Origin of the sequence: Flavobacterium sp. RHBU_3 (genome assembly GCF_046613565.1) — a bacterium.
GTDB lineage: Bacteria > Bacteroidota > Bacteroidia > Flavobacteriales > Flavobacteriaceae > Flavobacterium.
Window position 1 is genome coordinate 368,028 of sequence record NZ_JBKJHC010000001.1, and the last position, 23,055, is coordinate 391,082.

The 23,055-nt window shown below is 43.0% G+C and carries 22 protein-coding genes; 11 read left to right on the plus strand and 11 right to left on the minus strand.

Translation table 11 applies throughout. From position 1 onward, the window contains the following. Positions 1–103 precede the first annotated feature (103 nt). The 4 genes from ACLI1A_RS01710 to ACLI1A_RS01725 all read left to right on the plus strand — a co-directional run bounded on the left by ACLI1A_RS01710 (position 104) and on the right by ACLI1A_RS01725 (position 4,460). Positions 104–2,599, plus strand: a complete 2,496-nt coding sequence (locus tag ACLI1A_RS01710; RefSeq protein WP_411405426.1) for a DUF5686 family protein — start codon at positions 104–106, stop codon at positions 2,597–2,599. Positions 2,600–2,659: 60 nt separating this feature from the next. Beyond that, positions 2,660–3,124 carry a hypothetical protein gene (locus ACLI1A_RS01715; RefSeq protein WP_411405428.1) on the plus strand — a complete coding sequence of 155 codons (465 nt, stop codon included), beginning with the start codon at positions 2,660–2,662 and terminating at the stop codon, positions 3,122–3,124. An 81-nt stretch (positions 3,125–3,205) separates the two neighbouring features. Next, a complete protein-coding gene (locus ACLI1A_RS01720) occupies positions 3,206–3,751 on the plus strand; it encodes a hypothetical protein (protein ID WP_411405430.1) in 546 nt (181 codons plus the stop codon). A gap of 187 nt (positions 3,752–3,938) precedes the next feature. Then, the gene (locus ACLI1A_RS01725) at positions 3,939–4,460 is read left to right on the plus strand and encodes an inorganic diphosphatase (protein ID WP_411405432.1); all 522 of its coding nucleotides are present in this window, start codon (positions 3,939–3,941) and stop codon (positions 4,458–4,460) included. Positions 4,461–4,547: 87 nt separating this feature from the next. On the opposite strand, the gene ACLI1A_RS01730 is transcribed toward ACLI1A_RS01725, so the two are convergent. Genes ACLI1A_RS01730 through ACLI1A_RS01760 form a run of 7 tightly spaced genes read right to left on the minus strand, consistent with a single transcriptional unit; the run spans position 4,548 to position 9,945 of the window. Next, the gene (locus tag ACLI1A_RS01730) at positions 4,548–5,162 is read right to left on the minus strand and encodes a deoxynucleoside kinase (protein WP_411405434.1); all 615 of its coding nucleotides are present in this window, start codon (positions 5,160–5,162) and stop codon (positions 4,548–4,550) included. After that, complete coding sequence (locus ACLI1A_RS01735; RefSeq protein WP_411405436.1) at positions 5,163–5,963, minus strand: hypothetical protein; 801 nt, start codon at positions 5,961–5,963, stop codon at positions 5,163–5,165. Between the two features lie 34 nt (positions 5,964–5,997). Next, positions 5,998–6,726 carry a LytR/AlgR family response regulator transcription factor gene (locus tag ACLI1A_RS01740; RefSeq protein WP_411405438.1) on the minus strand — a complete coding sequence of 243 codons (729 nt, stop codon included), beginning with the start codon at positions 6,724–6,726 and terminating at the stop codon, positions 5,998–6,000. Next, on the minus strand, positions 6,726–7,793 hold the full coding sequence (locus ACLI1A_RS01745) for a sensor histidine kinase (RefSeq protein WP_411405440.1): 1,068 nt from the start codon (positions 7,791–7,793) through the stop codon (positions 6,726–6,728). The genes ACLI1A_RS01740 and ACLI1A_RS01745 overlap by 1 nt, the downstream gene beginning before the upstream one ends. Then, positions 7,787–8,089 carry a DUF4907 domain-containing protein gene (locus tag ACLI1A_RS01750; protein WP_411405442.1) on the minus strand — a complete coding sequence of 101 codons (303 nt, stop codon included), beginning with the start codon at positions 8,087–8,089 and terminating at the stop codon, positions 7,787–7,789. Before ACLI1A_RS01750 ends, ACLI1A_RS01745 begins: the two co-directional genes overlap by 7 nt. A gap of 10 nt (positions 8,090–8,099) precedes the next feature. Then, entirely contained in the window at positions 8,100–9,086 is a 987-nt protein-coding gene (locus ACLI1A_RS01755) for a Kelch repeat-containing protein (protein ID WP_411405444.1), read from the minus strand. Between the two features lie 7 nt (positions 9,087–9,093). Next, positions 9,094–9,945 (minus strand): DUF6268 family outer membrane beta-barrel protein, encoded by an 852-nt coding sequence (locus ACLI1A_RS01760; protein ID WP_411405446.1) that lies wholly within the window; start codon positions 9,943–9,945, stop codon positions 9,094–9,096. Positions 9,946–10,177: 232 nt separating this feature from the next. Between ACLI1A_RS01760 and ACLI1A_RS01765 the strand changes: the two genes are divergently transcribed. From ACLI1A_RS01765 to ACLI1A_RS01790, 6 genes are all read left to right on the plus strand, one after another. Continuing rightward, entirely contained in the window at positions 10,178–11,506 is a 1,329-nt protein-coding gene (locus ACLI1A_RS01765; protein ID WP_411405448.1) for a DUF4270 family protein, read from the plus strand. Beyond that, positions 11,496–12,731 (plus strand): hypothetical protein, encoded by a 1,236-nt coding sequence (locus ACLI1A_RS01770; RefSeq protein ID WP_411405450.1) that lies wholly within the window; start codon positions 11,496–11,498, stop codon positions 12,729–12,731. The genes ACLI1A_RS01765 and ACLI1A_RS01770 overlap by 11 nt, the downstream gene beginning before the upstream one ends. A gap of 146 nt (positions 12,732–12,877) precedes the next feature. Then, complete coding sequence (locus tag ACLI1A_RS01775) at positions 12,878–13,756, plus strand: GLPGLI family protein (RefSeq protein WP_411405452.1); 879 nt, start codon at positions 12,878–12,880, stop codon at positions 13,754–13,756. A 43-nt stretch (positions 13,757–13,799) separates the two neighbouring features. Further along, positions 13,800–16,553 carry a carboxypeptidase regulatory-like domain-containing protein gene (locus ACLI1A_RS01780; RefSeq protein ID WP_411405454.1) on the plus strand — a complete coding sequence of 918 codons (2,754 nt, stop codon included), beginning with the start codon at positions 13,800–13,802 and terminating at the stop codon, positions 16,551–16,553. A 278-nt stretch (positions 16,554–16,831) separates the two neighbouring features. Beyond that, positions 16,832–17,737, plus strand: coding sequence for a gliding motility-associated ABC transporter ATP-binding subunit GldA (gldA, locus tag ACLI1A_RS01785; RefSeq protein WP_411405456.1), 906 nt, complete (start codon positions 16,832–16,834; stop codon positions 17,735–17,737). 3 nt (positions 17,738–17,740) lie between these two features. Beyond that, positions 17,741–17,866, plus strand: coding sequence for a hypothetical protein (locus ACLI1A_RS01790; protein WP_411405458.1), 126 nt, complete (start codon positions 17,741–17,743; stop codon positions 17,864–17,866). A gap of 39 nt (positions 17,867–17,905) precedes the next feature. Here the strand turns inward: ACLI1A_RS01790 and ACLI1A_RS01795 are convergent, their stop codons facing one another. The 3 genes from ACLI1A_RS01795 to ACLI1A_RS01805 form a co-directional block, all read right to left on the minus strand. Beyond that, positions 17,906–18,658, minus strand: a complete 753-nt coding sequence (locus tag ACLI1A_RS01795) for a GIN domain-containing protein (protein ID WP_411405460.1) — start codon at positions 18,656–18,658, stop codon at positions 17,906–17,908. Between the two features lie 23 nt (positions 18,659–18,681). Then, positions 18,682–19,782, minus strand: coding sequence for an acyloxyacyl hydrolase (locus ACLI1A_RS01800; RefSeq protein WP_411405462.1), 1,101 nt, complete (start codon positions 19,780–19,782; stop codon positions 18,682–18,684). A gap of 80 nt (positions 19,783–19,862) precedes the next feature. After that, on the minus strand, positions 19,863–20,714 hold the full coding sequence (locus tag ACLI1A_RS01805; protein WP_411405464.1) for a TlpA family protein disulfide reductase: 852 nt from the start codon (positions 20,712–20,714) through the stop codon (positions 19,863–19,865). Positions 20,715–20,878: 164 nt separating this feature from the next. Here ACLI1A_RS01805 and ACLI1A_RS01810 point away from each other — a divergent pair, with 164 nt between their 5' ends. Continuing rightward, the gene (locus ACLI1A_RS01810) at positions 20,879–21,988 is read left to right on the plus strand and encodes an NAD(P)-dependent alcohol dehydrogenase (RefSeq protein ID WP_411405466.1); all 1,110 of its coding nucleotides are present in this window, start codon (positions 20,879–20,881) and stop codon (positions 21,986–21,988) included. A 73-nt stretch (positions 21,989–22,061) separates the two neighbouring features. Here the strand turns inward: ACLI1A_RS01810 and metF are convergent, their stop codons facing one another. After that, positions 22,062–23,018: a methylenetetrahydrofolate reductase [NAD(P)H] gene (gene metF / locus ACLI1A_RS01815; RefSeq protein ID WP_411405468.1), complete on the minus strand. Its 957-nt coding sequence runs from the start codon at positions 23,016–23,018 to the stop codon at positions 22,062–22,064. Positions 23,019–23,055: the final 37 nt, after the last annotated feature.

The following is a 23,055-nucleotide window of genomic DNA, read 5'->3' on the forward strand; positions in this document are numbered from 1 at the left end:
GCAGTGCTATTTTCAGATTTTAAAATCAAATAATTTTCAAATTATTACGCTATATTTGAAACCTCATCATAATAAATGATGAGGTTTTTTGTTTTATCCCTGTATGAGAAGAAAATTACTGTTTGCCTTAATGGCTTTTGTAGCGTTTATAGGAGCTGCAATGGCCCAAACCAAGGTGGGGGGAGTAGTGTATGACAATGCCAATCAACCATTGCCATACGTGAATGTGTACTTTAAAGGCAGTAGCGAGGGTGTTATTACAGACGAAGATGGTAAGTTTTATATGGAGTCTGCTAATAACTATACTGAGCTGCTGGTGTCGTTTGTGGGTTTTGCACCAAAAGAGATAAAGATAACCACCCCGGTAAGCCTTAACTTTAAAATAGTGCTTTCTGAAGCTACTGAGCTGAAGGAAGTAAAACTATATGCCGGTAAAATGCCTAAAAAAGGGAATCCTGCCATAGACATATTGCGAAAAATATGGGAACGCCGCCGCAAAAACGGCTTGCACATGTTTAAGCAATACGAGTACGATAAGTATGAAAAGGTAGAATTCGACCTTAATAACATAGACAGCGCCATGACCCACAACAAAATGTTTAAGGGTATGGAGTTTATCTTTGAGCATGTAGATACCAGTAATATTACCGGTAAAAGCTACCTGCCCATATTTATAAACGAGGCACTGAGCAAGGTGTACGGCGATAACAGAAGGAGCCGTAAAAAGGAAATTACCACGGCAAACCGTAATTCGGGGTTTAGCGGTAACCAGCAAATCACAGCTTTTATTAAAGACCTGTATGCCGAGTACGATATTTACAACAACTACCTTAAGTTTTTTGATAAAGACTTTGTAAGTCCGCTTTCGCGTACGGGTATCAATGTGTATAACTACGTACTTGCCGATACCGCTGTAATAGATAATAAATACTGCTACAACATTGTGTTTTATCCGCGCCGTAAGGGCGAGCTTACCTTTAAAGGAAACTTTTGGGTAAACGATACCACTTTTGCCATTAAAAAAATAGCCATGAGTGCCAGTAAGGGGGCAAACATTAACTGGGTAAAGGATATTTATATAGAGCAGGAATTTGAGGTGTTAAACGATTCGGTATTCCTGCTTACACGAGACCACATGATGAGTGATTTTTCGTTTAAGAAAAAAGACGAATCAAAAGGGGTGTACGGCAAGCGTACCACACTGTTTAGAAATCACGTTTTTGACCAGGAAAAACCAGCCGAATTTTATACCAAGGAAGTAAACGAATACGACGAGAGTATTCATACTAAAGACGACGCGTTTTGGGACGAAAACCGTTTTGAAACGCTGAACAAGGACGAAAAAGGCGTATACAAAATGCTTGATACCCTTAAAAATGTGCCTAAGTTTAAACGTATGTATACCCTGGTAGCCACGCTGGGTAGCGGTTATTACCAAATGGGGCATTTTGATTACGGCCCGCTTTTCTCCAGTTTCGGGTTTAACGATGTGGAAGGATGGCGTATACGTTCGGGTGGGCGCACCTATTTTGGGCAAAACGACCCATGGCGTATAGAGGGCTATGGAGCTTATGGGTTTAAGGATAACCAGTTTAAATACGGTATTAGCGGCAAGTGGATGGTAGATAAGCGAAACCGCATTATACTACAGGCCGGTACCCGCCGCGATATAGAGCAGATAGGGGTGAGCCTTACGGCAACAAACGACGTGCTGGGGCGTAGCTTTGCATCGTCTTCGCTGTTCTCCAGCGGTAGCAATAACAAGCTTACATCAGTACACTTTACTACGTTTAGCGCGGAGATAGAGCCCTGGAAAAACCTGGTGTTTAAGGGCAGTATAAACCATCGTACGCTTAAGAGCGCCGATCCGCAACTGTTTAGCCTGGATTATTGGGTAGACCCTAACGACCACTCAAAAGGTACAAACGGATTTGTAGACCAGTATGAATACGGTGTGCTTGTAGATTATACCCCACGCCGCCGTACTATAGGTTACGGTGTAGAGCGCAGCGATGTAGATTATAACTATGCCCGCCTATACCTTAATTACAGTCAGGGATTAAACGGTTTAACCGATGACGATTTCGGGTACCGTAAGTTACAGTTTTACTACAGGCAACCTATACTGGTAGGAGGCTTTGGTAGGTTGTCTACTACCTTTGAAACCGGAAAAATATTTGGCGCTGTACCGCTTGGGCTTATGGGTGTAATACCGGGTAACCAAAGCTGGTTTAGCATAGAAAACACCTACAACCTGCTTAATTACTATGATTTTGTGGCAGACGAATATGTGTCACTGCACCTGGAGCATAATTTTAACGGCCGCCTGTTTAGCCGCATTCCGGGGGTGCGCGATCTTAACCTGCGCGAAATTGTGGGTATAAAAGGTGTGTATGGTTCGGTAAGCCAGCAAAATATAGCACTAAACGCCAGTAATGAGGTGTACCGCTCTCCCGAAGATGTTTACTGGGAATACCATGCCGGTATAGGAAACATTTTTAAAGTATTCCGTATAGACTTTGCCTGGAGGGGTAGTTATCTGTCTATGCCCGATGCTAATAAATTTGCCATTAAAGGATCGTTCGGGTTTTATTTTTAATCGTGTTTATTTTCCACAAAAAATCGTATTTTCGTAGAAAGCCATACAATCCACCCCTTTATGAAAAAGTTGCTGTTTTTGTTTACTGCAATATTTATGTTTGTTTCCTGTAAAAAGGAGGCAGAACAACAGGTTTTGTATCCTACTATGAAAGTGGCGGTAAAAGAAAAAGGCGAATTTAAAGTATTAAACGATTCTTTACTGAGGCAAGAGTGGGAAAAGGAGCTTGTAAATGTGCAAGGCAAAATTCAGGGATTTGAAGTAGAACAACTAACCGTTAAAGATACTGATGCTGTTGCTACCGTAATCACAGCTTACTGTAAAGACGGTAAAACCACTGTGGGTGCCCTGCTCAAAGAAAGAGATGGTTATTACTACTTTAATCTTAATGAAGCTATGGTTGTATGTACCGGATGCATAGAAGGGTGTAAGCCTCAGGCTGTTAGTGTAGGCAGACAATTTAAGCTTGTGTGCAGTACTTGTAATGATTGTGTAAAAACAGAATTCTCACCTAATATTCCTTAACAAAATAATTAACATTTCATTAGCCTCTTTCTGTGTGTTAATGTTTTACATTCGTAGACGCAATCCACTAAAAAGTCAAAAATGAAAAAAAACCTACTAACAACAGCATTCGTTCTGTTGCTTGTAGCCTTTGTAGGCTCATGCAGTTCAGACGAAACATTAGTGCAAGACACTTCTAATGATTCAAGCCTTACCGCCCGCGGAAGTTTTTGGGGTGGCAAGCTGGCCAATGTTAATTCAGATGGTACTACCACCTTTACCGTAGACCCAAGCAGTATAAAGGCAGACCTTGAAGAATTAATGGCAAGCAACAACCAGGCTACTACACTGCAAACAGTGTTTATTACCAAGAAAGTTAATGTAAACGATTCTAATGATTTTACTTATGCGCTTATAGGCAGCGATAACGTGGGGACCAGTATAGGTGTAATGCTTTCTGAATCTGGCGGAGGCCTGTACTTTCAGGGTAGTGACGGCCTTGGTTTTCAGGGTAGTTTAAGCGGTACTACTTGCAGGGGCTGTTCTTTTGGCTGCTTCCTGGAATATGTAATGATACAGGGGAAAAAAGCATTTTACTGTAATTCTGCCGGCTGCGGCGAGTTTTGTGAAAAAAAATATACAGAGTAATACATACTGAATTATAAAGCTGAGGAGGCTCCCGAAAGGGAGCTTTTTTATTTGCTGTTTACCAATGGCTTGTATGCAAGTTTGCGAATTGTAAATTTGGCTGTTTTGTTCCGATTTTTTTAGTGAATGAAGTTTGTTAGTATTTTTTTTATAGTAATTTTGCCGCCGTAACGCAAAACAAATTACAATGTCAGCAACAAAAACATTTGATGTACTTATAGAGATACCAAGGGGTAGCAGGAACAAATACGAATATGATTTTGATACAAAAAGAATCCGTTTTGACAGGATGCTTTATTCTTCAATGATGTACCCTGCTGATTATGGATTTATCCCTGAAACTCTTGCACTTGACGGCGACCCGCTAGACGTGCTTGTGTGGTTTACTGAGCCTTCTTTCCCGGGCTGTGTGGTAGAGGTAAAACCTATAGGTGTTTTCTACATGGCTGACGATAAAGGCGACGACGAAAAAATCATCTGTGTACCGGTATCAGACCCTATTGCTTGTAAAATGAACGACCTTAGCGACCTGAACGTGCACTTTACTAAAGAGGTAGAGCACTTCTTCCAGGTATATAAAGATCTTGAAAACAAAAAAGTAGAAGTACGTGGCTGGGGCGACCTTGCTGCTGCAGAAAAACTTATAGCTGAGTGCACCGAGCGTTTCAACAATCTTGAAAACAAACCGGAAGGCCTTTTCAGCATATAATATAATTTAGGCTCATCCCTAAAAGCAAAAAGCAACGCCATTGGCGTTGCTTTTTTTATACTGTAAACCGAAAACTGCGACTGCAACCTAAAAAAGCCCGTGCAGTTCGGCGTTAATGCGGTTTATTACATTACCCAGATCTTCGGGGTTGCTTACAAAATCTATATTGTCTACATCTATAATAAGCAGTTTGCCCTTGTCGTAGCCCTGTATCCAGGCTTCGTAGCGCTCGTTAAGGCGGCTAAGGTATTCTATGCTTATAGAGTTCTCATAATCGCGGCCACGCTTGTGTATTTGCTTTACCAGGTTTGGTATACTGCTGCGCAGGTATATAAGCAGGTCTGGTGCGCCTACAAAACCTTCCATAAGTTCGAAAAGCGATTTGTAGTTGCCAAAGTCCCTATTGCTCATAAGGCCCATGGCATGCAGGTTAGGAGCAAAAATGTGTGAGTCTTCGTATATGGTACGGTCCTGTATTATCTTTTTGCCGCTTTCGCGAAACTGCAATATCTGGCTAAAGCGCGAGTTAAGGAAATAAATCTGTAGGTTAAACGACCAGCGTTCCATCTGGTGGTAAAAGTCATCAAGATAAGGGTTGTCTACTACATCTTCATAATGGGGTTCCCATTTAAAATGTTTTGCCAAAAGGCCTGTAAGAGTTGTTTTTCCGGCACCTATGTTGCCCGCTACCGCTATATGCATCTATTCCTGGGGTAAACTTATTTTATACTGTACAATTTCGTTGTCGGTAAAAATACTTAAAATTCCGTCTTTAAAATAAAAAGCGCCAAAGGTTTTTTCAACTATTGATACCGGTTTATTCTCTGATTTCTGTACATTGTACTGAATCAAAGCATTGGCTGTAGCCAGTAATAAAACATTAGGAGCTATCATTTGGGCACTGTTAAACTGGGGTATGCTGCCCAGTTGTTTTACATTGCCAAAAAGGTTTAAGGAAAACAACAGTCCTTTGTTGTCTATCCAATAAAAATAATTGTAATCACTTTGATACCACAGTACCCCGTCATTAAATGGTGGCGTAATGGTGCGGAATGTATTTTTCTTAAGATCGAAAAGGCCGGTTTGCTGCGTACTTACATCGTATACCCAAAGTCGGTTTTGCGATGCCAGCCCTACGGCTTCGGCAATAATAGGATTAGGCAATTCATTAAAGTTAATAACCGCTGTTTCGTTCAGCTGGCTGTCCAGCAGTACTACCGTATTAAACTTTTTATAGAAGAGTACCACCTGTAAGGGGTTTTGCAGGTCGGCAAAGGTAATATCGCCCAGTGCTACATTACGGTACTTTAGTGTACGGCCGTCTTTTGTTTTCCTAAATTCATTTTCGGCTGTTACATACTGCCACCCAAAGGCATCAGTTCCCACAAAACGTTCGAGGGTGGCCTTAGGAGTGCCCATAATGCGTACCGGAAGCAGGGCTTCCTGGGCAGTGGTTATAGTGCCGCAAAGCAACAGCAGTAAAAGCGTCAACAGTTTTTTCATCTGCAAAAAAGCGTTTGCGGTAAAAGTAGTAAAACTACAGTTTCAACCGGTCGAAAAACGGCTTTTTGTACGATTCGCTTATGGGTATGCGCATGTTGTTTATTAGTATCCTGTTTCGCTGCACAGAATCTACATAGGTAAGGTTTACCACATAAGAATTGTGCACGCGTATAAACAGTTTTTCCGGTAGCTTTTCTATTAGTGTCTTAAAGTTAGAAAGGGTGAGTATGTACTTACCGGTACTAAGGTTTATCTTAAGGTAATCTTTTAAACCTTCTATATAAGTAATTTCGGAGATGAACAGTTTTACGCTGCCGTACTCGGCCTTTACAAAAACAAAGTTGTCCTCGGCAGCGGCAGGTGCGCTTATGGCAGGCATGGCGGGGAGTATAGGTGTAGCCGGCTCTTCTTTAACCGTGTTTAGTTTATTAAACGCTTTTAAGAACCGTTTGTAAGATATGGGTTTTACCAGATAGTCTATCGCTTCCAGTTCAAAACCGTCTACGGCATACTGTGGGTAAGCAGTGGTAAAAATAACCATGGGCTTATACGCCAGGGTGTCTATAAACTCCAGCCCCGACAGTTGAGGCATTTGTATATCCAGGAATACCAGATCTACATTATTTTTATGGATAAAGCCCAGTGCTTCCACAGGGCTTGTAAAGGTTTTTAGTACGCATATCTCGGGCAGGGTATTACAATAATTTTGTATTACCTCTATGGCCAGTGGTTCGTCATCTATAATAACGGTTTTTATCTCCATTAAATTTTCAGTGACAGGTCTACATAAAATTTATTGTCTTCTATATATTTATTAAGCTTATAACTGTCCGGGAAGTACAGTTCTATACGCTTCAGGGTGTTTTCTATGCCCAGCCCCGGCGTGGCGTCTTTAAATGCCTGGCGGTTAATATCGTTAACGACCAACATTTGTATTTCATTGTGGGTAATGGTAAATTTTATACTGATGTCGCAACCGTGCGATGTGTTAACACCGTGCTTAAATGCGTTTTCTATAAAGCAGATAAACAATAGCGGAGGTACACTTATACCGTGCGGGTTACCATTTACCTCATAGTTTACAATATTGTTTGGGGTAAGGCGTAGCTTTTGCAGCTCTATATAGCTTTCTATGTACGAAAGCTCATCAGTAAGGCGCACCTTTTCCTTATCGGTTTCATACAACATGTAGCGCATCAGGTCGGCCAGGTTAAGTACCGCCTGTGGCGTACTGTCCGATTTTTTTATGGAAAGCGAATAAATTGTATTCAGCGAATTAAAAAAGAAATGCGGATTTAGCTGTGCCTTCAGGAAGTTAAGTTCCGATGTTTTTTGCTCCGTTTCGGCTTCCTTTTGTTTTTTGTAGCTTACGTTCCATTCTTCATATACTTTTAGCACAGAGCTCATAAGTATATGCAGCGTAAACATAACAATATTCGGGAAAAAATGGAAACGCGGCTTCATGGGCGGTTCGTTGCCAAAATTAGGGGCAGGCCCCCGGCGCAGCCTCATTACAGCATCTTTAAGGTGATAAGGAGAAGGCCCTTCATAAGCAGAGAAGATATAAGAAAACAATGCTATAACCGCTACCATGGCCAGTACATAAAGCAGCCCGCGATTTTTTAGAAGCAGCTCAGGTACCAGTACCAGGTAGTTAATGTAAAAGATAGCAACACAAAACAGCATCTTTACAAAAAAGGACACCGGCAACATTTCGTGCCATTTTATAAAATCTGCTACAGGAAAAAAAAGTAATAACAGCCATAGCAGTATATGCACGGCATACAGGCGCAGTTTTCCGGGTAGGCTGTTAAAGGCTTTTTTTAGCATTTTGTTTTTATCTTAAGTTGCTTCAGTTCTTCGGGAGTAATATAAGGTGCCTTTCGCTGCTTAATTTTCTCCATTACTTTATCACATACTTTTGCGGCATCTATGCTGTCGCAAAAAGGATGATTGCCGCTTACAGCCGGTATTACACTTTGCTTTATAAGCAGCTTGCCATTTGCTTTAATGGTATAGCCAAAGCCATTGCCTGCAGGGTATACATTTCCCTGCAGGTTTGGCTTAGCACCTGGGCTGCAGCTAAACAATAAAGCTGCCGCAGCAATAAAGCATATGAAATACAATTTAAAAGCTTTAGTCATCAAGGTCTTTTGCATCAAAAGGCTTAAACTCCCACATATCGTCATAGTAGCTGTTACCATATTTGCCCAGCGCTACAAAAGCCTGCGTGCCATTGTATATAGCTATGGCATCCTGGCGAGAGGCACCTTCAAACTGTGTTTTTTGTTTCCACAGGTCAGTACTTGGGTCATATTCCCATGTAGACGTTTTGTCGCCTCCGCATACATAACCATAGCTGCCCATGGCAAATGCGGTAGCATTAGTACGCGAAATAGCGTAGCTGTCTTTGTAGTCCAGGTCGCGCAGGCGTGTCCAGCTTTCGCTTCCGGTATCAAATACCCAGAAATCCTTCTGGTTAATATCGTTGCTCGATCCAAGGCCAAGATACACCTGGGTACCTATAGTAAAGGTAGATCCGTTATGCCTTTTGTTTCCGCCAAAACCGTACAGTTCTGTCCAGCTGTCTGCAACCGGGTCGTATTTAAAGAAGTCTTTTTTGTCTCCTGTAGTGTCGTAGCCTGTGCCTACATAGCCATTACTGGTGCTGCTAAATCCTATAGCGCCCCTGCGTGCCGTACCCGGATATTCGCTTATTGCGGTCCAGCTGCCGGCAGCAGTATCATACTTATAAAAATCTTTAAGGTAGTTAATCCCGTCATAGCCGGTACCTACATAACCGTTAGCTCCTATAGCAAATGATGTAGCCGAACTACGCGCTGCTCCCGGAAAATCAGCCAGCTGTTCCCAGTAGCCGCCGCTTATGTTATAACGCCAAAAATCGTTTAGGTAATCATCGCCGTCATAACCTGTACCGGCATAGCCGTAATTGTCAATGGTAAATACAAAAGCGCTGCTGCGTGGAGCACCGTCAAATACGGTACTGGTTACCCAGTTACCCAGAGTGGTGTCGTCATCGCTTCCACAGCTTGTAACCAGGCTGCCTGCAAGTGCCAGGCCAAGTATAACACAGGTGGTTCCTTTCCTGAAAAGTTTTTTCATAGTGTGATTATAATTTTAAATTGTATTTAAACCCGGCCGAAAGGTATATGTTTTCCTTAAAGCCGAGATCGTGCTCTGTGTTTGCGTAGGGTATGTACAGCTTGTTGTACAGGCTGTAGCCGCCGCGTACGGTAGCTTCCCATTCTTTACCCGATGCAAAGCTGTATTCCAGCCCTGCGTTTATGCTTATCATTTCTATAGCCTGTGCGCGGGTGTTGTTATCTATATACACCGGTTCGCTGCCTGTAATGCGGCTGTAAAACCCACCCGATGATACTATGGCTTTCAGGCTGTGTACATCATTAAACTTATAGTTTACCCATGTGGCAGGTATACCCAGGTTAAAGTACACTTTGTTGGCCAGCTTGCCGGCATAGTTTATTACCGGCATAAAACGGTATTTGCCAAAATAGCCCTTGTATCCCGCGCCGAAGGTAAGTGTGGTTTCACTATTATTGCCCGGTTTATAGGTAAAGCCCGCAAAAAAGTCGGGGTACAGGTCTTTAATACCCACATCCTTCATGTTAGAAACCAGTTGAGGGGTAAACTCACCTGTAACTTTCCATGTTTCAGATAAGGGGTGGCTGTACGTAATACCCGCCTGTATAGCGGTTATGTTTTTTACGCCGTCGGTAGTTATATCTTCGTTACTGCCGTAGTCTATGCCATAGGCAGAAATGCCCGCTATAAGCCCAAGATTTCCTTTTTTATACTGGTAGTCTGCCTTGTGCTTAGAAAGCGATGAGGCATTTTTATTATACACAGAACTGTAATTATAACTGAGCGTACTGCCGGTTTCCTGAGCCTGGGCAGTAGCCAGGCAGGTAATACATATCAGTACAGCTAAAAACTTAAACATGCTTGTAAGGGTTTAAGGGCAAACGTATGGGTTAATGCACTATGGCATAGCATTAAATATATAGACAGGATGTTTTAACAGACGAATACCTCTTTTTTATCGATAAAATAGCAATAGGGCAAAACGTAGTCAAAATCGGGGTATTGGTAGCCAAAATAGGCGGTATTATATATATGTTTTTTATAGGGGTGCCACTGCCGTTACATTTGGCGGCAATACTTAATAATGAACCATGCAAAGCATACCCCGCTTTTTAATTATCTTCGGCCTGCTGTGCCTGCTGCCGTTTATATCGTGTACACACGATGGGCTTTATGATGCCCTGGGTACATCGGGCGATTTTACCCAAAGTAATATTAAGGTAATACAAATAGATACCTTTTCGGTAAAGATGTCTACCTTTAAGTACGACAGTATAGCAAGCAGCACCGACAGCCGCCTGCTGGTAGGCCGCTATAACGACCCTTATTTTGGTACCGTAAAATCTACCGGATATATAAATTTTATTCCGAGCCAATATTATATAGACAGCGATGCGGTATTTGACAGCATAGTGCTTAACCTGCAGTATGACGGGTTTTATTATAACGATACCCTGGCTACTAAAACCATAAACATACACCAGCTTACTAAAACGCTGCGCTATAAAAGCACTGATAATGGTTTTTACAACACTTCTTCTATAGCAGCGTCTGATGAGGTTTTGGGTACTAAAACCTTTATTCCGTATATCAGTAAAGATTCGGTTACGGTAAGGCTAAACGATAGCTTTGGCCAAAACCTGTTTAATAAAATACAGCACGACGACATAAACGATGCCGATGAGCTTAACGATTATTTTAAGGGGCTTCAAATTGCTCCGGGCGATACCGAGGATGCTTCGCTTATAGGATTTAATGTAAGCAAATGCTACCTGAGGTTCTACTACTCATTTGATGAAGATGGTACTGATGATGAAAGTGAGTATTATGATTTTGTGTACTACAATACTACCACACCAAAATTCTTTAACCATATAGAAAGCGATCGGGCGGGTACTATGCTTTCTGCCCTTGGCGGTACCGAAGACGAGTTGCCGTCGTCTACTACAAACAACCTTACGTTTGTACAATCCGGTACGGGGATAACCACTAAGGTTATGTTCCCGTCGTTAAAGAATATCTACACGGTTAATGATGATAATGGTGAAGTGTATAAGGCCAATTTGAAAATTAAGCTCAATAAGGCTTATTACGATAAAAAACGCTATGTGTCCGATTCGGTCTACGTGTACATTGTAGACCAGAACAACGATATAGTATCTCAGCTCACAGACGATGCCGGAAATTCGGCTGTGGCCTATATAGATAAAACCGATATAGAAAATAATGAAGTGTACCTTGTGGCGCCGGTAACCACGTTTATAAAGCGTTCGTTGCTCTACAGCCAATACCTTAAATACGGGCTTGTGTTTTTCCCTAAAGGATATACATCCCGCGCCGAACGTATGGTGCTAAACGGTGAAAACAACAGTAATTACAAATCGCGTTTACAATTAACTTACACTATTTATGACGAATAAAACAGCATGGGCATGCCTGCTGCTTACCATAAGCCTGCCGGTTTTGGCACAAACAAATAACCAAACGAGTTCGCCATATTCATTATTTGGCGTAGGGCGTTTTAATGAAACAAACAGTGGTGTTACAAATGCATTAGGAAAAAGCGGTATGGCCCTTTCGGGCGAAAATGCCATAAACAACCTTAACCCTGCTGCCTTTGCCGATATTTCTAAGAACTCATTCCTGTTTGATATTGGTATGAAAGGGGACCAAACGGAGCATGTTACCAGCGACGACACCGGAAAAAACACGACAACTAACTTCTCCGGAATCAGTTTTGCTACTCCGGTTACCTCTAAGTCGGCTATTGGGGTGTCATTATCTCCGTATTCCGATGTGGGGTATACTTTAAGAGGTATAACCACTACCATAGAAGGGTCGCAGGATAGTTACACCTCGTTCATTACCGGTTCGGGAGGGTTAAATAATGCTGCAGTTAACTATGGTTATCGCTTAACCCCAAAGCTTAATGTGGGGGTGGTAGGTAGTTATTACTTTGGTAAAATTACCGAAACAGAGCAAATAGCCATTGGTACAGACTACTTAGGTGTAGCATCTACAAGCCATTATTCGGGTTTCCGTTTCGGATCGGGTGTCCAGTATAAAGTTAACGATAAGCTTACGCTTGCAGCAGTGGTAACCCTGCCTACCTACCTTAAGGGTACAAAAGACCGTACGGTGTCTAAAACGGTAGATGGTGTAGACAGTGCAGAACAGCAGGAAAGCTCAAAAATATCGGGCTTTAAGGTGCCGCTTGAAGCCGGTGCCGGAATAAAGTACAGTTATAAAAGCTTTACACTGAATGCCGATTATAAGCATACCTTTTGGAACGCTACCGATATGCAGGATAACATAGGCCAGTTTGTAGACACAAACTTTTTTGGAGCCGGGCTTATGTATGCTTCGGTTAAGGTAAGGCCATCTTATTTTGAAAGGTTCCAGTACCGCCTGGGTGTTAATATGGATAACGGCTACCTGCAGGTAGACGGTAACCGTGTACAAAACATGGCGGTAACCAGTGGTGTGGGTGTTCCGTTGGGCGGACGCAGGTCGTTCCTTAATATATCATACAGTTATGGGCAGCGAGGCATCGTTTCGTCTCGTTTGGTACAGGAAAACTACCATGCTTTTACGGTAAATATAAGCCTGGAAGATATTTGGTTCCTGAAGCGTAGGTACGAGTAAATAAAGGCGATTTTTTCGCAGTCGAATTTGCCCCGTTCACCTACTTTGCCCGCCTGTAAAGTGGAATTTTGGATACTTTTGAAAAAAATATTACTAAATTGTGTAACAAAATACCGGTTTGGCAATCTAACTGCAAAAACAACCTTATGAGAAAAATAAGCGCCTTTATTATAAGCCTTTTTGCCATGGCGGCATCAGCCCAGGATTTTCAGGGTGTGGCTACTTACGAGTCTAAAACTGCAACTCCTGATTTACCAAAAGGAGACAGGAACCTTACTCCCGAAATGGAGAAACAAATAAAAGAGCGTATGAAAAAAGCGCTCGAAAAAACCTTCATACTTACCTTTAACCGTACCGAAAGTACCTACCTGGAAGAAGAAAAGCTAGACGCTCCCGGCGATAACGGCGGTATGCGCATGATGGCTGCTTTTATGGGCGGTGGCGGTAAGCACTATAAGAACATTAAGGAAAAACGCTTTGCCATGGAAAAAGAGGTAATGGGCAAAGAGTTTCTTATAGATGATACACTGCCAAAAATAAAATGGACACTGGAGGCTGAAACCAGGAAAATAGGCGACTATACCTGCTATAAAGCTACTGCTATGGTACCTACAGATAAGTCGGATTTCCGTAACATGCGCCCTAAAAAGGAAGAAGCGAAGAAAACCGATGGCACCGAGACGGCTAAAACCGAGACCAAGACCACTAACTTTATGGACAACATGGAAATGCCGAAAGAAGTGGCTATTGTGGCATGGTACACCCCCGATATTCCTGTAAGCACAGGCCCATCTAACTACTGGGGGCTGCCGGGGCTTATACTGGAAGTAAGCGACGGAAAAACTACTATACTATGCAGTAAAGTGGTACTAAACCCTAAAGAAAAAGCGGTTATAAAGAAGCCTACTACAGGCAGCAAGGTTACACAGGCTCAATACGAAGAAATGGTAACCAAAAAGATGGAAGAAATGCGCCAGATGGGCGGCCCTGGTGGCCCGGGCGGCGGCAGGCCTCCTCGTATGTAATTGCTTTAAAAACACCTTATTACTTCTTTACAACCACTATCGCATGAAGAATTTTTTCTTTGGGCTGGTACTCCTATTGTGTGCAGCCGCCCATTCGCAAACCATAAAATTTGAAGGAACCATAAAGGATTCCACGGGTACCGCGCTGGAAATGGCAAACATTATGGCGGTAAACAAGGCTACAAATGCCATGGACTCATACGCCATTACCGACGAAAAAGGACGCTATGTGCTAAACCTGAAACCCAATACCACCTACGGTATTAAAGCCAGCTTTATAGGCTATGATACCTTTGAACAAACCATAACTACCGAAAACGCTAATGTGGTAAAAAACATTACACTTACCGCAGGTGTACAGCTTAAGGAACTGGAAATTGTACACGAAATGCCGGTTTCGGTAAAGGGAGATACGCTGGTGTACAACTCTGATTCGTTTACAAACGGTACCGAGCGCAAGCTGGAAGATGTACTGAAAAAACTACCCGGAGTAGAGGTAGACAGCGACGGTAACGTAAAAGTGGAAGGCAAAACCGTTACCAAGCTGATGGTAGAAGGCAAAGACTTTTTTGACGGTGATACAAAGCTGGGCGTAAAAAACATTCCGGCTGATGCGCTTGATAAAGTAGAAGTACTGCGAAACTACAATGAAGTAGGGCAGATGAAAGGCCTTGTGAACAATGAGGAGAATGTGGCCATGAACATTAAGCTGAAAGAAGGTAAAAAGAACTTTTGGTTTGGAGATCTCACCGCCGGTGGGGGCGAAGGTAATGGCGGGCGTTATATACTTAACCCGAAACTGTTTTACTACAGCCCGCTGTACAGCGTAAACCTTATAGGCAACTTTAATAACACAGGCGAACTTCCGCTAACCATGCAGGACTACTTTAAGATGACCGGTGGTTTTCGTAACTTCATGAAAAAGGGTGGTACTAATTTTAACGTTAGTACTAACAACCTGGGTATATCATTACTGCGCAATAACAGGGCCAAGAATATAGAAACCAAGTTTGGTGCGGCTAACTTTAGCTTTAATCCTTCAAAGGCCTGGAGCCTTAGTGGTTTTGCCATAATCAATTCGGGGAGGAACGAACTGGAAACCCAAACCCGCAATACCATCCTTGATCCGGTAACACTGGAAACCCAAACCGTACAGGATACTAAGGAACATACCCTGCAACGCAGCGATTTCAGTATGGTAAAGCTGAGCTCGAGCTACAAGCCAAGCACACGCTTCCAGTTTGATTATGATGGTTTCTTTAAAATATCAAAACAGGGCGAAGATACCCAGCTGATGAGTACGGTAAGTCCGCAAACCGATCAAAGCCAGGATATCGCTACGGCCAAGAACCAAACGCCGTTTTCCATAAACCAAAACCTGAACCTGTACTACACAGCAGACGATAAAAACGTGTTCTCTTTTGAAGGGCAGCACCTGTACCAGGAAGAAGATCCGTTTTACAGGGCGGTGCTGGAATACAATCCGTTTCCGGGCAGCAGCACAGGCGACCAGTCGCTTAACCTGAACCTGGCCGATGCTACGCTGTACAACCTGAACCAAAGGCAGCTTGTAATAACCAATAAAACCGATGCTAAGGCCGACTGGTATTACCTGCTTACGCCAAAGGCAAACATAAACCTTACATTAGGCGACACCTATTCGTACCAGCAGTTTAACAGTAACCTGTTCCAGATACTGGATTCGGGCGATATGGATAACCTGGACGACAACAGCAAGAACAATGTACGTTACAGCTTTAATGATGTGTTCTTGGGGCTGCACTATAAGTTTATAGCCGGTAAATTTACCTTTAACCCGGGCTTCTCGGTGCATAGCTTTACCATGAACAACGATCAGCTGGGTACATCAGTAGGCAATAATTTCTACAGGGTACTACCCGATGTATACGCGCTGTACCAAATAAAAAAATCAGAGCGCCTGTTGTATACTTATACCGTAACCAATGAGTTTAGCGATATTTCTAAGTATGCACGTGGCCTGGTACTTAACAATTACAGTTCGCTTTTCCGTGGTAACCGTAACCTGGAAAGTGCTACGTATCAAACACACAACCTTAACTATTTCAGGTACGTGATGTTCAACTTTACACAGATTTTTGCCAACCTAAGCTACAGCAAAAGAGCTAACGACGTAAAAACCCTTGCAGCCTACAGCGGTATTAACCAGGTGAGCACCGTAGAGAACTCTAACTTTGCCGACGAAATAGTAAACGGTATGGCGGGTTACAACCGCACATTTGAGCGTTTCTATAAAGCATCGGTAAGCGCAAACCTTAGCTGGAACCGCTATAACAACTTTAGGGCAGACAGCTCTGTAGAAGATGAGGTAACCATGAGTAATGCACTGCGCCAGGTAACGGAACAGTTTACACAAAGCTACACCGCCAGCCTGGGAACCATATTTAAGGAATGGCCAAACCTGGAGCTGGGATACTCTATGAACATAAACAGCTACACAGGAAACAAAACGTATACACACAGCCCATATGCGCGCATGGATTACCTATTGTTTAATAACATAACCATTACAGCAGATTATACGTATAACCATTACTACAACAACACACGTACCAGCGATAACGAGTACGATTTCCTGAATGCAAGTGTAATGTACCTTACCAAAAACAAGGTGTGGGAATTTAAGGTAAGCGGTACAAACCTGCTGAATACTACTTCGCTAAACGACGATAGCTTTAACCAGTTTAGTACCCGTATTTCCAGGTACACGGTACAGCCACGCTACCTGATGTTTACAGTTAAATACAATATTATGTAGTATTTGCAAGACAAACTTTACAGGATATAACCCCGCAGGGGTGGCATGTTTATAGAAATTGTATATGCAAGAGTAAACAGAGTTCCGGAGGAACGGCATATTTTACGATTATATGCCGTTCCTCCGGAACTCATGTGTATGGACGGAATCATTTTCTATAAACATGCCGCTCCTCCGGAGCTAAAACGGCTTCGTTTTCCCGATGCTGTGGTTTGATTAAATATTTTTTACGATTTTAAGCAGTTACTTAGTATTTTTGTGCAAAACATTCGGTTATTATGTCTATTGAGGTAAAAGGGATAACAAAAAGTTACGGCGAGCAGAAGGCGCTCGATGCTGTTTCGTTTTCGGTAAATAAAGGTGAGATTGTGGGTTTCCTGGGGCCAAACGGTGCGGGTAAAAGTACCCTGATGAAAATACTTACCACCTACCTTGCTGCCGATAGCGGCGAGGCCAGCGTAAACGGAAGCGATGTGGCTGCCCAGCAAAAGGCGGTGCAAAAATCGGTAGGTTACCTGCCCGAGCACAACCCGCTGTATCTGGACCTGTACGTGCGTGAATACCTTGCCTTTAATGCCGATGTATACCACGTAAACAAAAGCCGCATAGAGGAAGTAATTCAGCTTACCGGCCTTACCCCGGAAGCACATAAAAAAATTGGTGCACTCAGTAAAGGGTACCGCCAGCGTGTAGGCCTTGCCTGCGCACTGCTGCACGACCCTGAGGTGCTTATTTTAGACGAGCCTACAACAGGGCTCGACCCGAACCAGCTTGTGGAGATACGCGACCTTATTAAGAATATTGGCAAAGACAAAACCGTATTCCTGAGTACACACATTATGCAGGAGGTAGAGGCCATATGCGACCGCGTAATCATTATTAACCATGGCAAGATTGTAACCGATAAGAAACTGAAGAACCTGGTTAAGGAAACCAGCGTAGAGCAGGTAATAGAAGTAGAGTTTGATACTGCTGTAGACGCCGCCCTGCTGGAAGCCCTGCCGAATATTGCCAAAGTGAAAAACACTAAAGGTAACCTGTGGGAGCTTACATTTAATGCTGATGCCGATATGCGTCCTGTGGTGTTTGACTTTGCACACGACAACAAACTGAAAACACTACAGCTTAACCTGAAGAACAAGAACCTGGAAAGCGTGTTTAGGGAAATGACCAAAAAGAAATAACCCATGTGCGGCGTACCGTTGCCCTGGTGGGTTGAAGAAATAGAAAAAGACAAGGATAAAGGCGAAAGCCCCGAAATTTCCGTTCCTGAAAAAGGGGAGGACAGTAGAGACGCATTGCATGCGTCTTAAATTTAATGACATATTGATGGAGACACATGCAATGCGTCTCTACTCATAAACAATTTTCCCTGTATACTTCCTATCAACCTCCACTATGGGCGGGTGGTTGAGCAATACCAAATTCCCGGTGGAATAAAGCGTGCCGGTAACCTGCTGGCTGGCCTGTACCATAATATCGTTGCTGCTGCGGTGAAACACCTTTACGTTTGTAGCATCGAGCCCCGTACCGTCAAAACGGGCATCACCCGAATAGAAGTTAACGCTGAGGTTTTCTACGTTTCCGGTTATAAAACAATCAAGGTTCTGGTTGTCTTCAATAGTCAGGTTATTACAGTCTACTTCCAGGCTTACTAAAGCCGAAGCCGTTTCGTTAAAAATACCCGACTGTATAGAAAGATCCGGAAAGTGCAGCGTACCTGCCGATCGCACTGTAAACTGCGTAGCGGTATATATCTGGCTGAGGTTTGGTGTAGTAACGGTTATGGTAGTGCTGTTGTACTTACGTACCCAGTTACAGTTGTTAGCATTAGTAAGGTATAGTTTTCTGTCAATTACTTCGGCGGTTATGTATTCTTTCAGGTTGGCCCCGGTTTGCACGCTTACGCTTTGTGTATCGCCTTCGGCAATAACCAGTTCTATCCCCGGAGATACATTAATACTGCTAAATTCCGGCACTGCAAGGGTATAGCTCACCGTATCGCCCATGCTCCTGAAACACTCCTGCGCATTATCGCTGTTGCACGACAGGAATAGCCCCGCTGCAAAAATTACCAGTAAAATGCGCAATGCGTAATTCATCATTTATAATTTAAAATTCAAAATAATTACAAGCGGTACCCCACACTAAACTCCATCACCTCTGCCTTGGCGCCGTGTGTTTTCAGGCCAATGCCACCAAAAATGCTTTTGCAGAAATAGTATTTCGCGCTTAGGCGCTGGTACATGCTGCCCGTGCTTTTATACGGTTCGTATACATAATAGCCCACCTGCCCTTCAAGCGATATACGGTTGATGTACAATTCGTACCCACCAAATAGCCCCACTTTGTGGTAGTCGGTATTTGGGTCGGTAGGCGTTTCAGGGTAGGCAGCCGACATATAGTGGATGTATTCCTTCAAATATTTCGGGATGAAAAACTCCGCCCCCAGCTGGAAACCGCTTTTCCGGCTGATACGCTTGTCGGCATACGCGCTAAAGGCATAGTAAGGATATTGCTTGCTGCCTATGACATCACTTTGGTTAAGCCCGCCACGGAACACAAAGTTGAAATGCACCGGCTGTTTGTAGTTGATAATGGTATCGTATACCATTGTCCTACGCACATTCGCGTCCTGTTTGTCAAAGGTATAGTTGAGCCCCACATTTACTGCCAAAGTATTGGTGCTGGTGTTGGGCGATTTCATACTGGCATTGCTGTGGTGTATAAATATGAGCCCCGCCTGTAGCCCGATGTTTTGTACAATATCCTCTTTTTTGTAGTTCAGCATAAAGTAGGTAGACGGCATCAGGTGGGCACCGTACGCATAATTGCGGTAATTGGTTTCCTTATCGTAAGGATTAGTATTATAAGCCGCACCCTGCCCAATGCGGAACATAAGGTTACGGTTAAAAAAGTAAAAGCTGTAGTGCCCGTACAGGCCATACATTTCGCCCAGCGCCTCATTCTTCATATCCTGATAGTGGAACGATACGCCAACGTCAGGGAAGTTATAAGCCGATTCCCATTCGTGGTTGCCGAATGTTTTTTTATTCAGGCTGATGACCATGCCCTCGGGGTGGGCGGTAATAAGGTGCTGTATGCTTTTTCGGTGCGGGATTATGTTGCCGTAAAAATAATTCGCGTCCACGCTGTAGCCACCTTCAGGTTGTTCCTGGGCAGCCATAAGGCACGAAAAAAACAGCAAAAACAAATGTATCCGCCTCATTTCATTGGTTAATGCGCCAAATATAGCAGAAATGATTTTCTGCCTGCTTAAGTTGCGGTAAATATTTGCTTAAATCAGGGCTAATCCTGTTTTTCTATGGGACCGGCGGTGATTGTTTTCTTTTTACCGGAGGTTAGCTTCTTCAGTAGTTTACGTATGTCTTTCGGTTTTTCTTTCATGCCCATAAACTCACCTGTATACACTATTTTGCCTTTTTTGTCAATGACCAGTGTTGTAGGGTAAAACATGATTCCAAATTTATCGCAAAGCTCTTTACTGTCGGCTACAATGGTATAGTCGTATTTTACGTTTTTTAGTAATTTTTCTACCTTTTCTTTTTCGCTAAACGTAATGCCAAAATAAGCTACTTCATCAGTGCCAAATTCCTCCCGTATTTTGTTCAGTTCCGGCATTTCCTTTATGCAGGGCGCGCAGGTGGTAAACCAAAAATCGAGAATAATTACCTTGCCTCGAAGGCTTTCGGTAGTGTATTGGTTGCCTTGTATATCGGTCATTACAAAATCATTCACAGAAGAATGCCTTAGTTTTTTCCGGTTCTTGTCATCCTCTTTAAAGTAGTTGTTCCAATACTTGTTATCTGCTTTTACCTCCTCATCCGTGCGTTTGTGCAGTATTTCATAAAAATCGTTGCTTATGGTATCGCGGAACGATTTTATGGTGTAATAAGATGCATCCTTACTTTTCGCCTTAAAAATAGAATCGGCATAGGGGCGCGTGTACGGTGTGCCGTCGTCTTTAAGGCGTATTATAGCATAAAAAATACTGTCGCGCTTGTTTTCAGGAAAGTTGTTAAGGTACTCTGTAAACTCGTGCTTTTTTTCTTTTCTGGCCGATGCCGGTAAAAAAGAAAAATTTTGCGCAAAAAGGGCAGTACTGCTAAACAATAACAGTAATAGGGATAATCTCTTCATGGTGTAATAATTGGTTTGTGTAATTTACAAAACAAAAAATAATAAGGTTTATTGTGTTCTTTTTAAGTTATTCTTAACGTGGTTTATGTTCATAGCTTCTGTTTTAAGTATTAAATTTGTGTAGGGCAAGCAACTTTTATTACATTAATTAAAACTTCAAATGAATGAAAATTCAAGCCGCACTTCTTAATGACTACGGAAAACCATTTGACTTAGAAACCGTAGAACTCGATACTACCCTTAAAAATACCGAGGTATTAGTAAAAATAAAAGCCACCGGGCTTTGCCACACCGACCTTACCGTTCGCGATAAGCAATCACCTTTTAGTGTACCTGCCATACTGGGCCACGAAGGCGCCGGTATTGTTGAAAAAGTAGGGGCAAACGTTACAAAAGTAAAACCCGGAGACCACGTGGTTTTGGCACCTGCCAGCTGTGGTAAATGCAACTCATGTAAGTCGGGGCATCCGTCGTATTGCGAAAAATTCTTCCCGCTAAATTTTGGTAATGGCCACAGGGAAGACGGTAGTTGCCCATACCACAATCATGAAGGTAAAGGTGTTGCCGGATTTTTCTTTGGGCAGTCGTCATTTGCTACCTATTCTCTTGCCGAAGAAAATAACGTGGTTAAAGTTCCTACCGATATTCCTATTGAAATGCTTGGCCCATTGGGTTGTGGTATTCAAACCGGTGCCGGTACCGTACTGAATGTTATTAAACCCGATGCCGGGCAAAGTATTGTAATAAGCGGGGTAGGGCCTGTAGGGCTATCAGGTATTATGGCTGCCAAAGCAAGGGGCTGTACTACCATTATAGCGGTAGACGTACACGAAAACAGGCTACAACTTGCCAAAGAACTGGGCGCAACACACACTATTAACAGCCTTAACGAATCGGTTACCGAGGCCATTACTACCAGGATTCATCCGGGTGGGGTACACTATGCACTCGATACTACCGGGCGCAATAATGTAATCAGTGATTTGGTGGCATCACTAAACTTTACCGGAAAAGCTGTGCTTGTAGGGGTATCGCCTACAGCTAACCTTGAAATTCCGAACAGCGCATTTACCATGGGGCGCTCGGTGCAGTTTGCCGTGGAGGGAGACAGCATCCCCGATATTCTTATTCCGCAGCTTATAAGTCTTTACAAAGCCGGAATGTTTCCGTTTGATAAGCTGATTAAATTCTATGATCTTAAAGATATTAATAAGGCGGTTGAAGATTCTGAAAAAGGTATTACCCTTAAGGCTATCCTGAAAATGCCCGAATAAAGTACTTTGTTGCTATAAAAAATGCGCCCCGTAAGTTTTGCTTACGGGGCGTATATTTTTATATAAATGTGATTTAAAAAATCTCCTTAGCTATCGCTTTAATGTTCTCGGCCTTGCCCATGCTGTAGTAGTGCAGTACCGGTATGCCGGCTTTAACCAGCTCTTTACTTTGGGCAATACACCACTCTATACCCACCTGTTTTACCGCCGCGTTATCTTTGGCCTTAACCACTTCCATAATTAGGTCGTCAGGAAGGTCTACGTTAAAGCGGTGGGGTATCATGTTCAGGTGCTTTTTAGTAGCAATAGGCTTCAGTCCCGGAATAATAGGCACGGTAATACCCTCCTTGCGGCATTTGTCTACAAACTCAAAAAACTTCTGGTTATCAAAAAACAGCTGTGTTACTATGTATTGGGCGCCGTTTTTTATTTTCTGTTTCAGAAAATGAATGTCGCTATCCAGGCTTGGTGCTTCCATGTGTTTTTCAGGATAACCTGCTACACCAATGCAGAAATTAGTAGATGCCGAGTTTTGCAACTCATCATCCAGGTAAATACCGTTGTTCAGGTTTACAATTTGCGTCACCAGTTCCGATGCATAGGCATGTCCGTCTTTTTCCGGGCGGAAATAAATCTCGTTTTTCACGGCGTCGCCACGTAGTGCCACTACGTTTTGTATGCCCAGGAAGTCAAGGTCTATAAGGAAGTTTTCGGTATCCTCCTTAGAAAAACCACCACACAGTATGTGCGGAATGGCATCTACCTGGTACTTATTTTGTATAGCCGAACAAATACCTACCGTACCGGGACGTTTCTTCACTACACGGCGCTCCAGCAGGCCACTTGGGAGTTCTTTATAGTCGTATTCTTCCCTGTGGTACGTAACGTCTATAAACGGCGGTTTAAACTCCATAAGCGGGTCTATACCATCAAAAATAGATTGTATGTTTTGCCCCTTAAGCGGCGGCAGTATCTCAAATGAAAACAGGGTTTTGCCCTGCGCGTTTTCTATATGTTCGGTTACTTTCATTTTTTTGTTGTTAGTTTTTGGTTACTGGTTGTTAGTT

What these genes read in the sequence shown, in the direction of transcription:
- ACLI1A_RS01810 (WP_411405466.1), top strand. Translation starts at nt 20,879, where the DNA reads ATGAAAATTCAAGCCGCACTTCTTAATGACTACGGAAAACCATTTGAC.
- ACLI1A_RS01770 (WP_411405450.1), top strand. Translation starts at nt 11,496, where the DNA reads ATGACGAATAAAACAGCATGGGCATGCCTGCTGCTTACCATAAGCCTG.
- ACLI1A_RS01775 (WP_411405452.1), top strand. Translation starts at nt 12,878, where the DNA reads ATGAGAAAAATAAGCGCCTTTATTATAAGCCTTTTTGCCATGGCGGCA.
- metF (WP_411405468.1), bottom strand. Translation starts at nt 23,018, where the DNA reads ATGAAAGTAACCGAACATATAGAAAACGCGCAGGGCAAAACCCTGTTT.
- ACLI1A_RS01760 (WP_411405446.1), bottom strand. Translation starts at nt 9,945, where the DNA reads ATGTTTAAGTTTTTAGCTGTACTGATATGTATTACCTGCCTGGCTACT.
- ACLI1A_RS01710 (WP_411405426.1), top strand. Translation starts at nt 104, where the DNA reads ATGAGAAGAAAATTACTGTTTGCCTTAATGGCTTTTGTAGCGTTTATA.
- ACLI1A_RS01715 (WP_411405428.1), top strand. Translation starts at nt 2,660, where the DNA reads ATGAAAAAGTTGCTGTTTTTGTTTACTGCAATATTTATGTTTGTTTCC.
- ACLI1A_RS01745 (WP_411405440.1), bottom strand. Translation starts at nt 7,793, where the DNA reads ATGCTAAAAAAAGCCTTTAACAGCCTACCCGGAAAACTGCGCCTGTAT.
- ACLI1A_RS01725 (WP_411405432.1), top strand. Translation starts at nt 3,939, where the DNA reads ATGTCAGCAACAAAAACATTTGATGTACTTATAGAGATACCAAGGGGT.
- ACLI1A_RS01795 (WP_411405460.1), bottom strand. Translation starts at nt 18,658, where the DNA reads ATGATGAATTACGCATTGCGCATTTTACTGGTAATTTTTGCAGCGGGG.
- ACLI1A_RS01730 (WP_411405434.1), bottom strand. Translation starts at nt 5,162, where the DNA reads ATGCATATAGCGGTAGCGGGCAACATAGGTGCCGGAAAAACAACTCTT.
- ACLI1A_RS01765 (WP_411405448.1), top strand. Translation starts at nt 10,178, where the DNA reads ATGCAAAGCATACCCCGCTTTTTAATTATCTTCGGCCTGCTGTGCCTG.
- ACLI1A_RS01780 (WP_411405454.1), top strand. Translation starts at nt 13,800, where the DNA reads ATGAAGAATTTTTTCTTTGGGCTGGTACTCCTATTGTGTGCAGCCGCC.
- ACLI1A_RS01720 (WP_411405430.1), top strand. Translation starts at nt 3,206, where the DNA reads ATGAAAAAAAACCTACTAACAACAGCATTCGTTCTGTTGCTTGTAGCC.
- gldA (WP_411405456.1), top strand. Translation starts at nt 16,832, where the DNA reads ATGTCTATTGAGGTAAAAGGGATAACAAAAAGTTACGGCGAGCAGAAG.
- ACLI1A_RS01735 (WP_411405436.1), bottom strand. Translation starts at nt 5,963, where the DNA reads ATGAAAAAACTGTTGACGCTTTTACTGCTGTTGCTTTGCGGCACTATA.
- ACLI1A_RS01790 (WP_411405458.1), top strand. Translation starts at nt 17,741, where the DNA reads ATGTGCGGCGTACCGTTGCCCTGGTGGGTTGAAGAAATAGAAAAAGAC.
- ACLI1A_RS01755 (WP_411405444.1), bottom strand. Translation starts at nt 9,086, where the DNA reads ATGAAAAAACTTTTCAGGAAAGGAACCACCTGTGTTATACTTGGCCTG.
- ACLI1A_RS01800 (WP_411405462.1), bottom strand. Translation starts at nt 19,782, where the DNA reads ATGAGGCGGATACATTTGTTTTTGCTGTTTTTTTCGTGCCTTATGGCT.
- ACLI1A_RS01740 (WP_411405438.1), bottom strand. Translation starts at nt 6,726, where the DNA reads ATGGAGATAAAAACCGTTATTATAGATGACGAACCACTGGCCATAGAG.
- ACLI1A_RS01805 (WP_411405464.1), bottom strand. Translation starts at nt 20,714, where the DNA reads ATGAAGAGATTATCCCTATTACTGTTATTGTTTAGCAGTACTGCCCTT.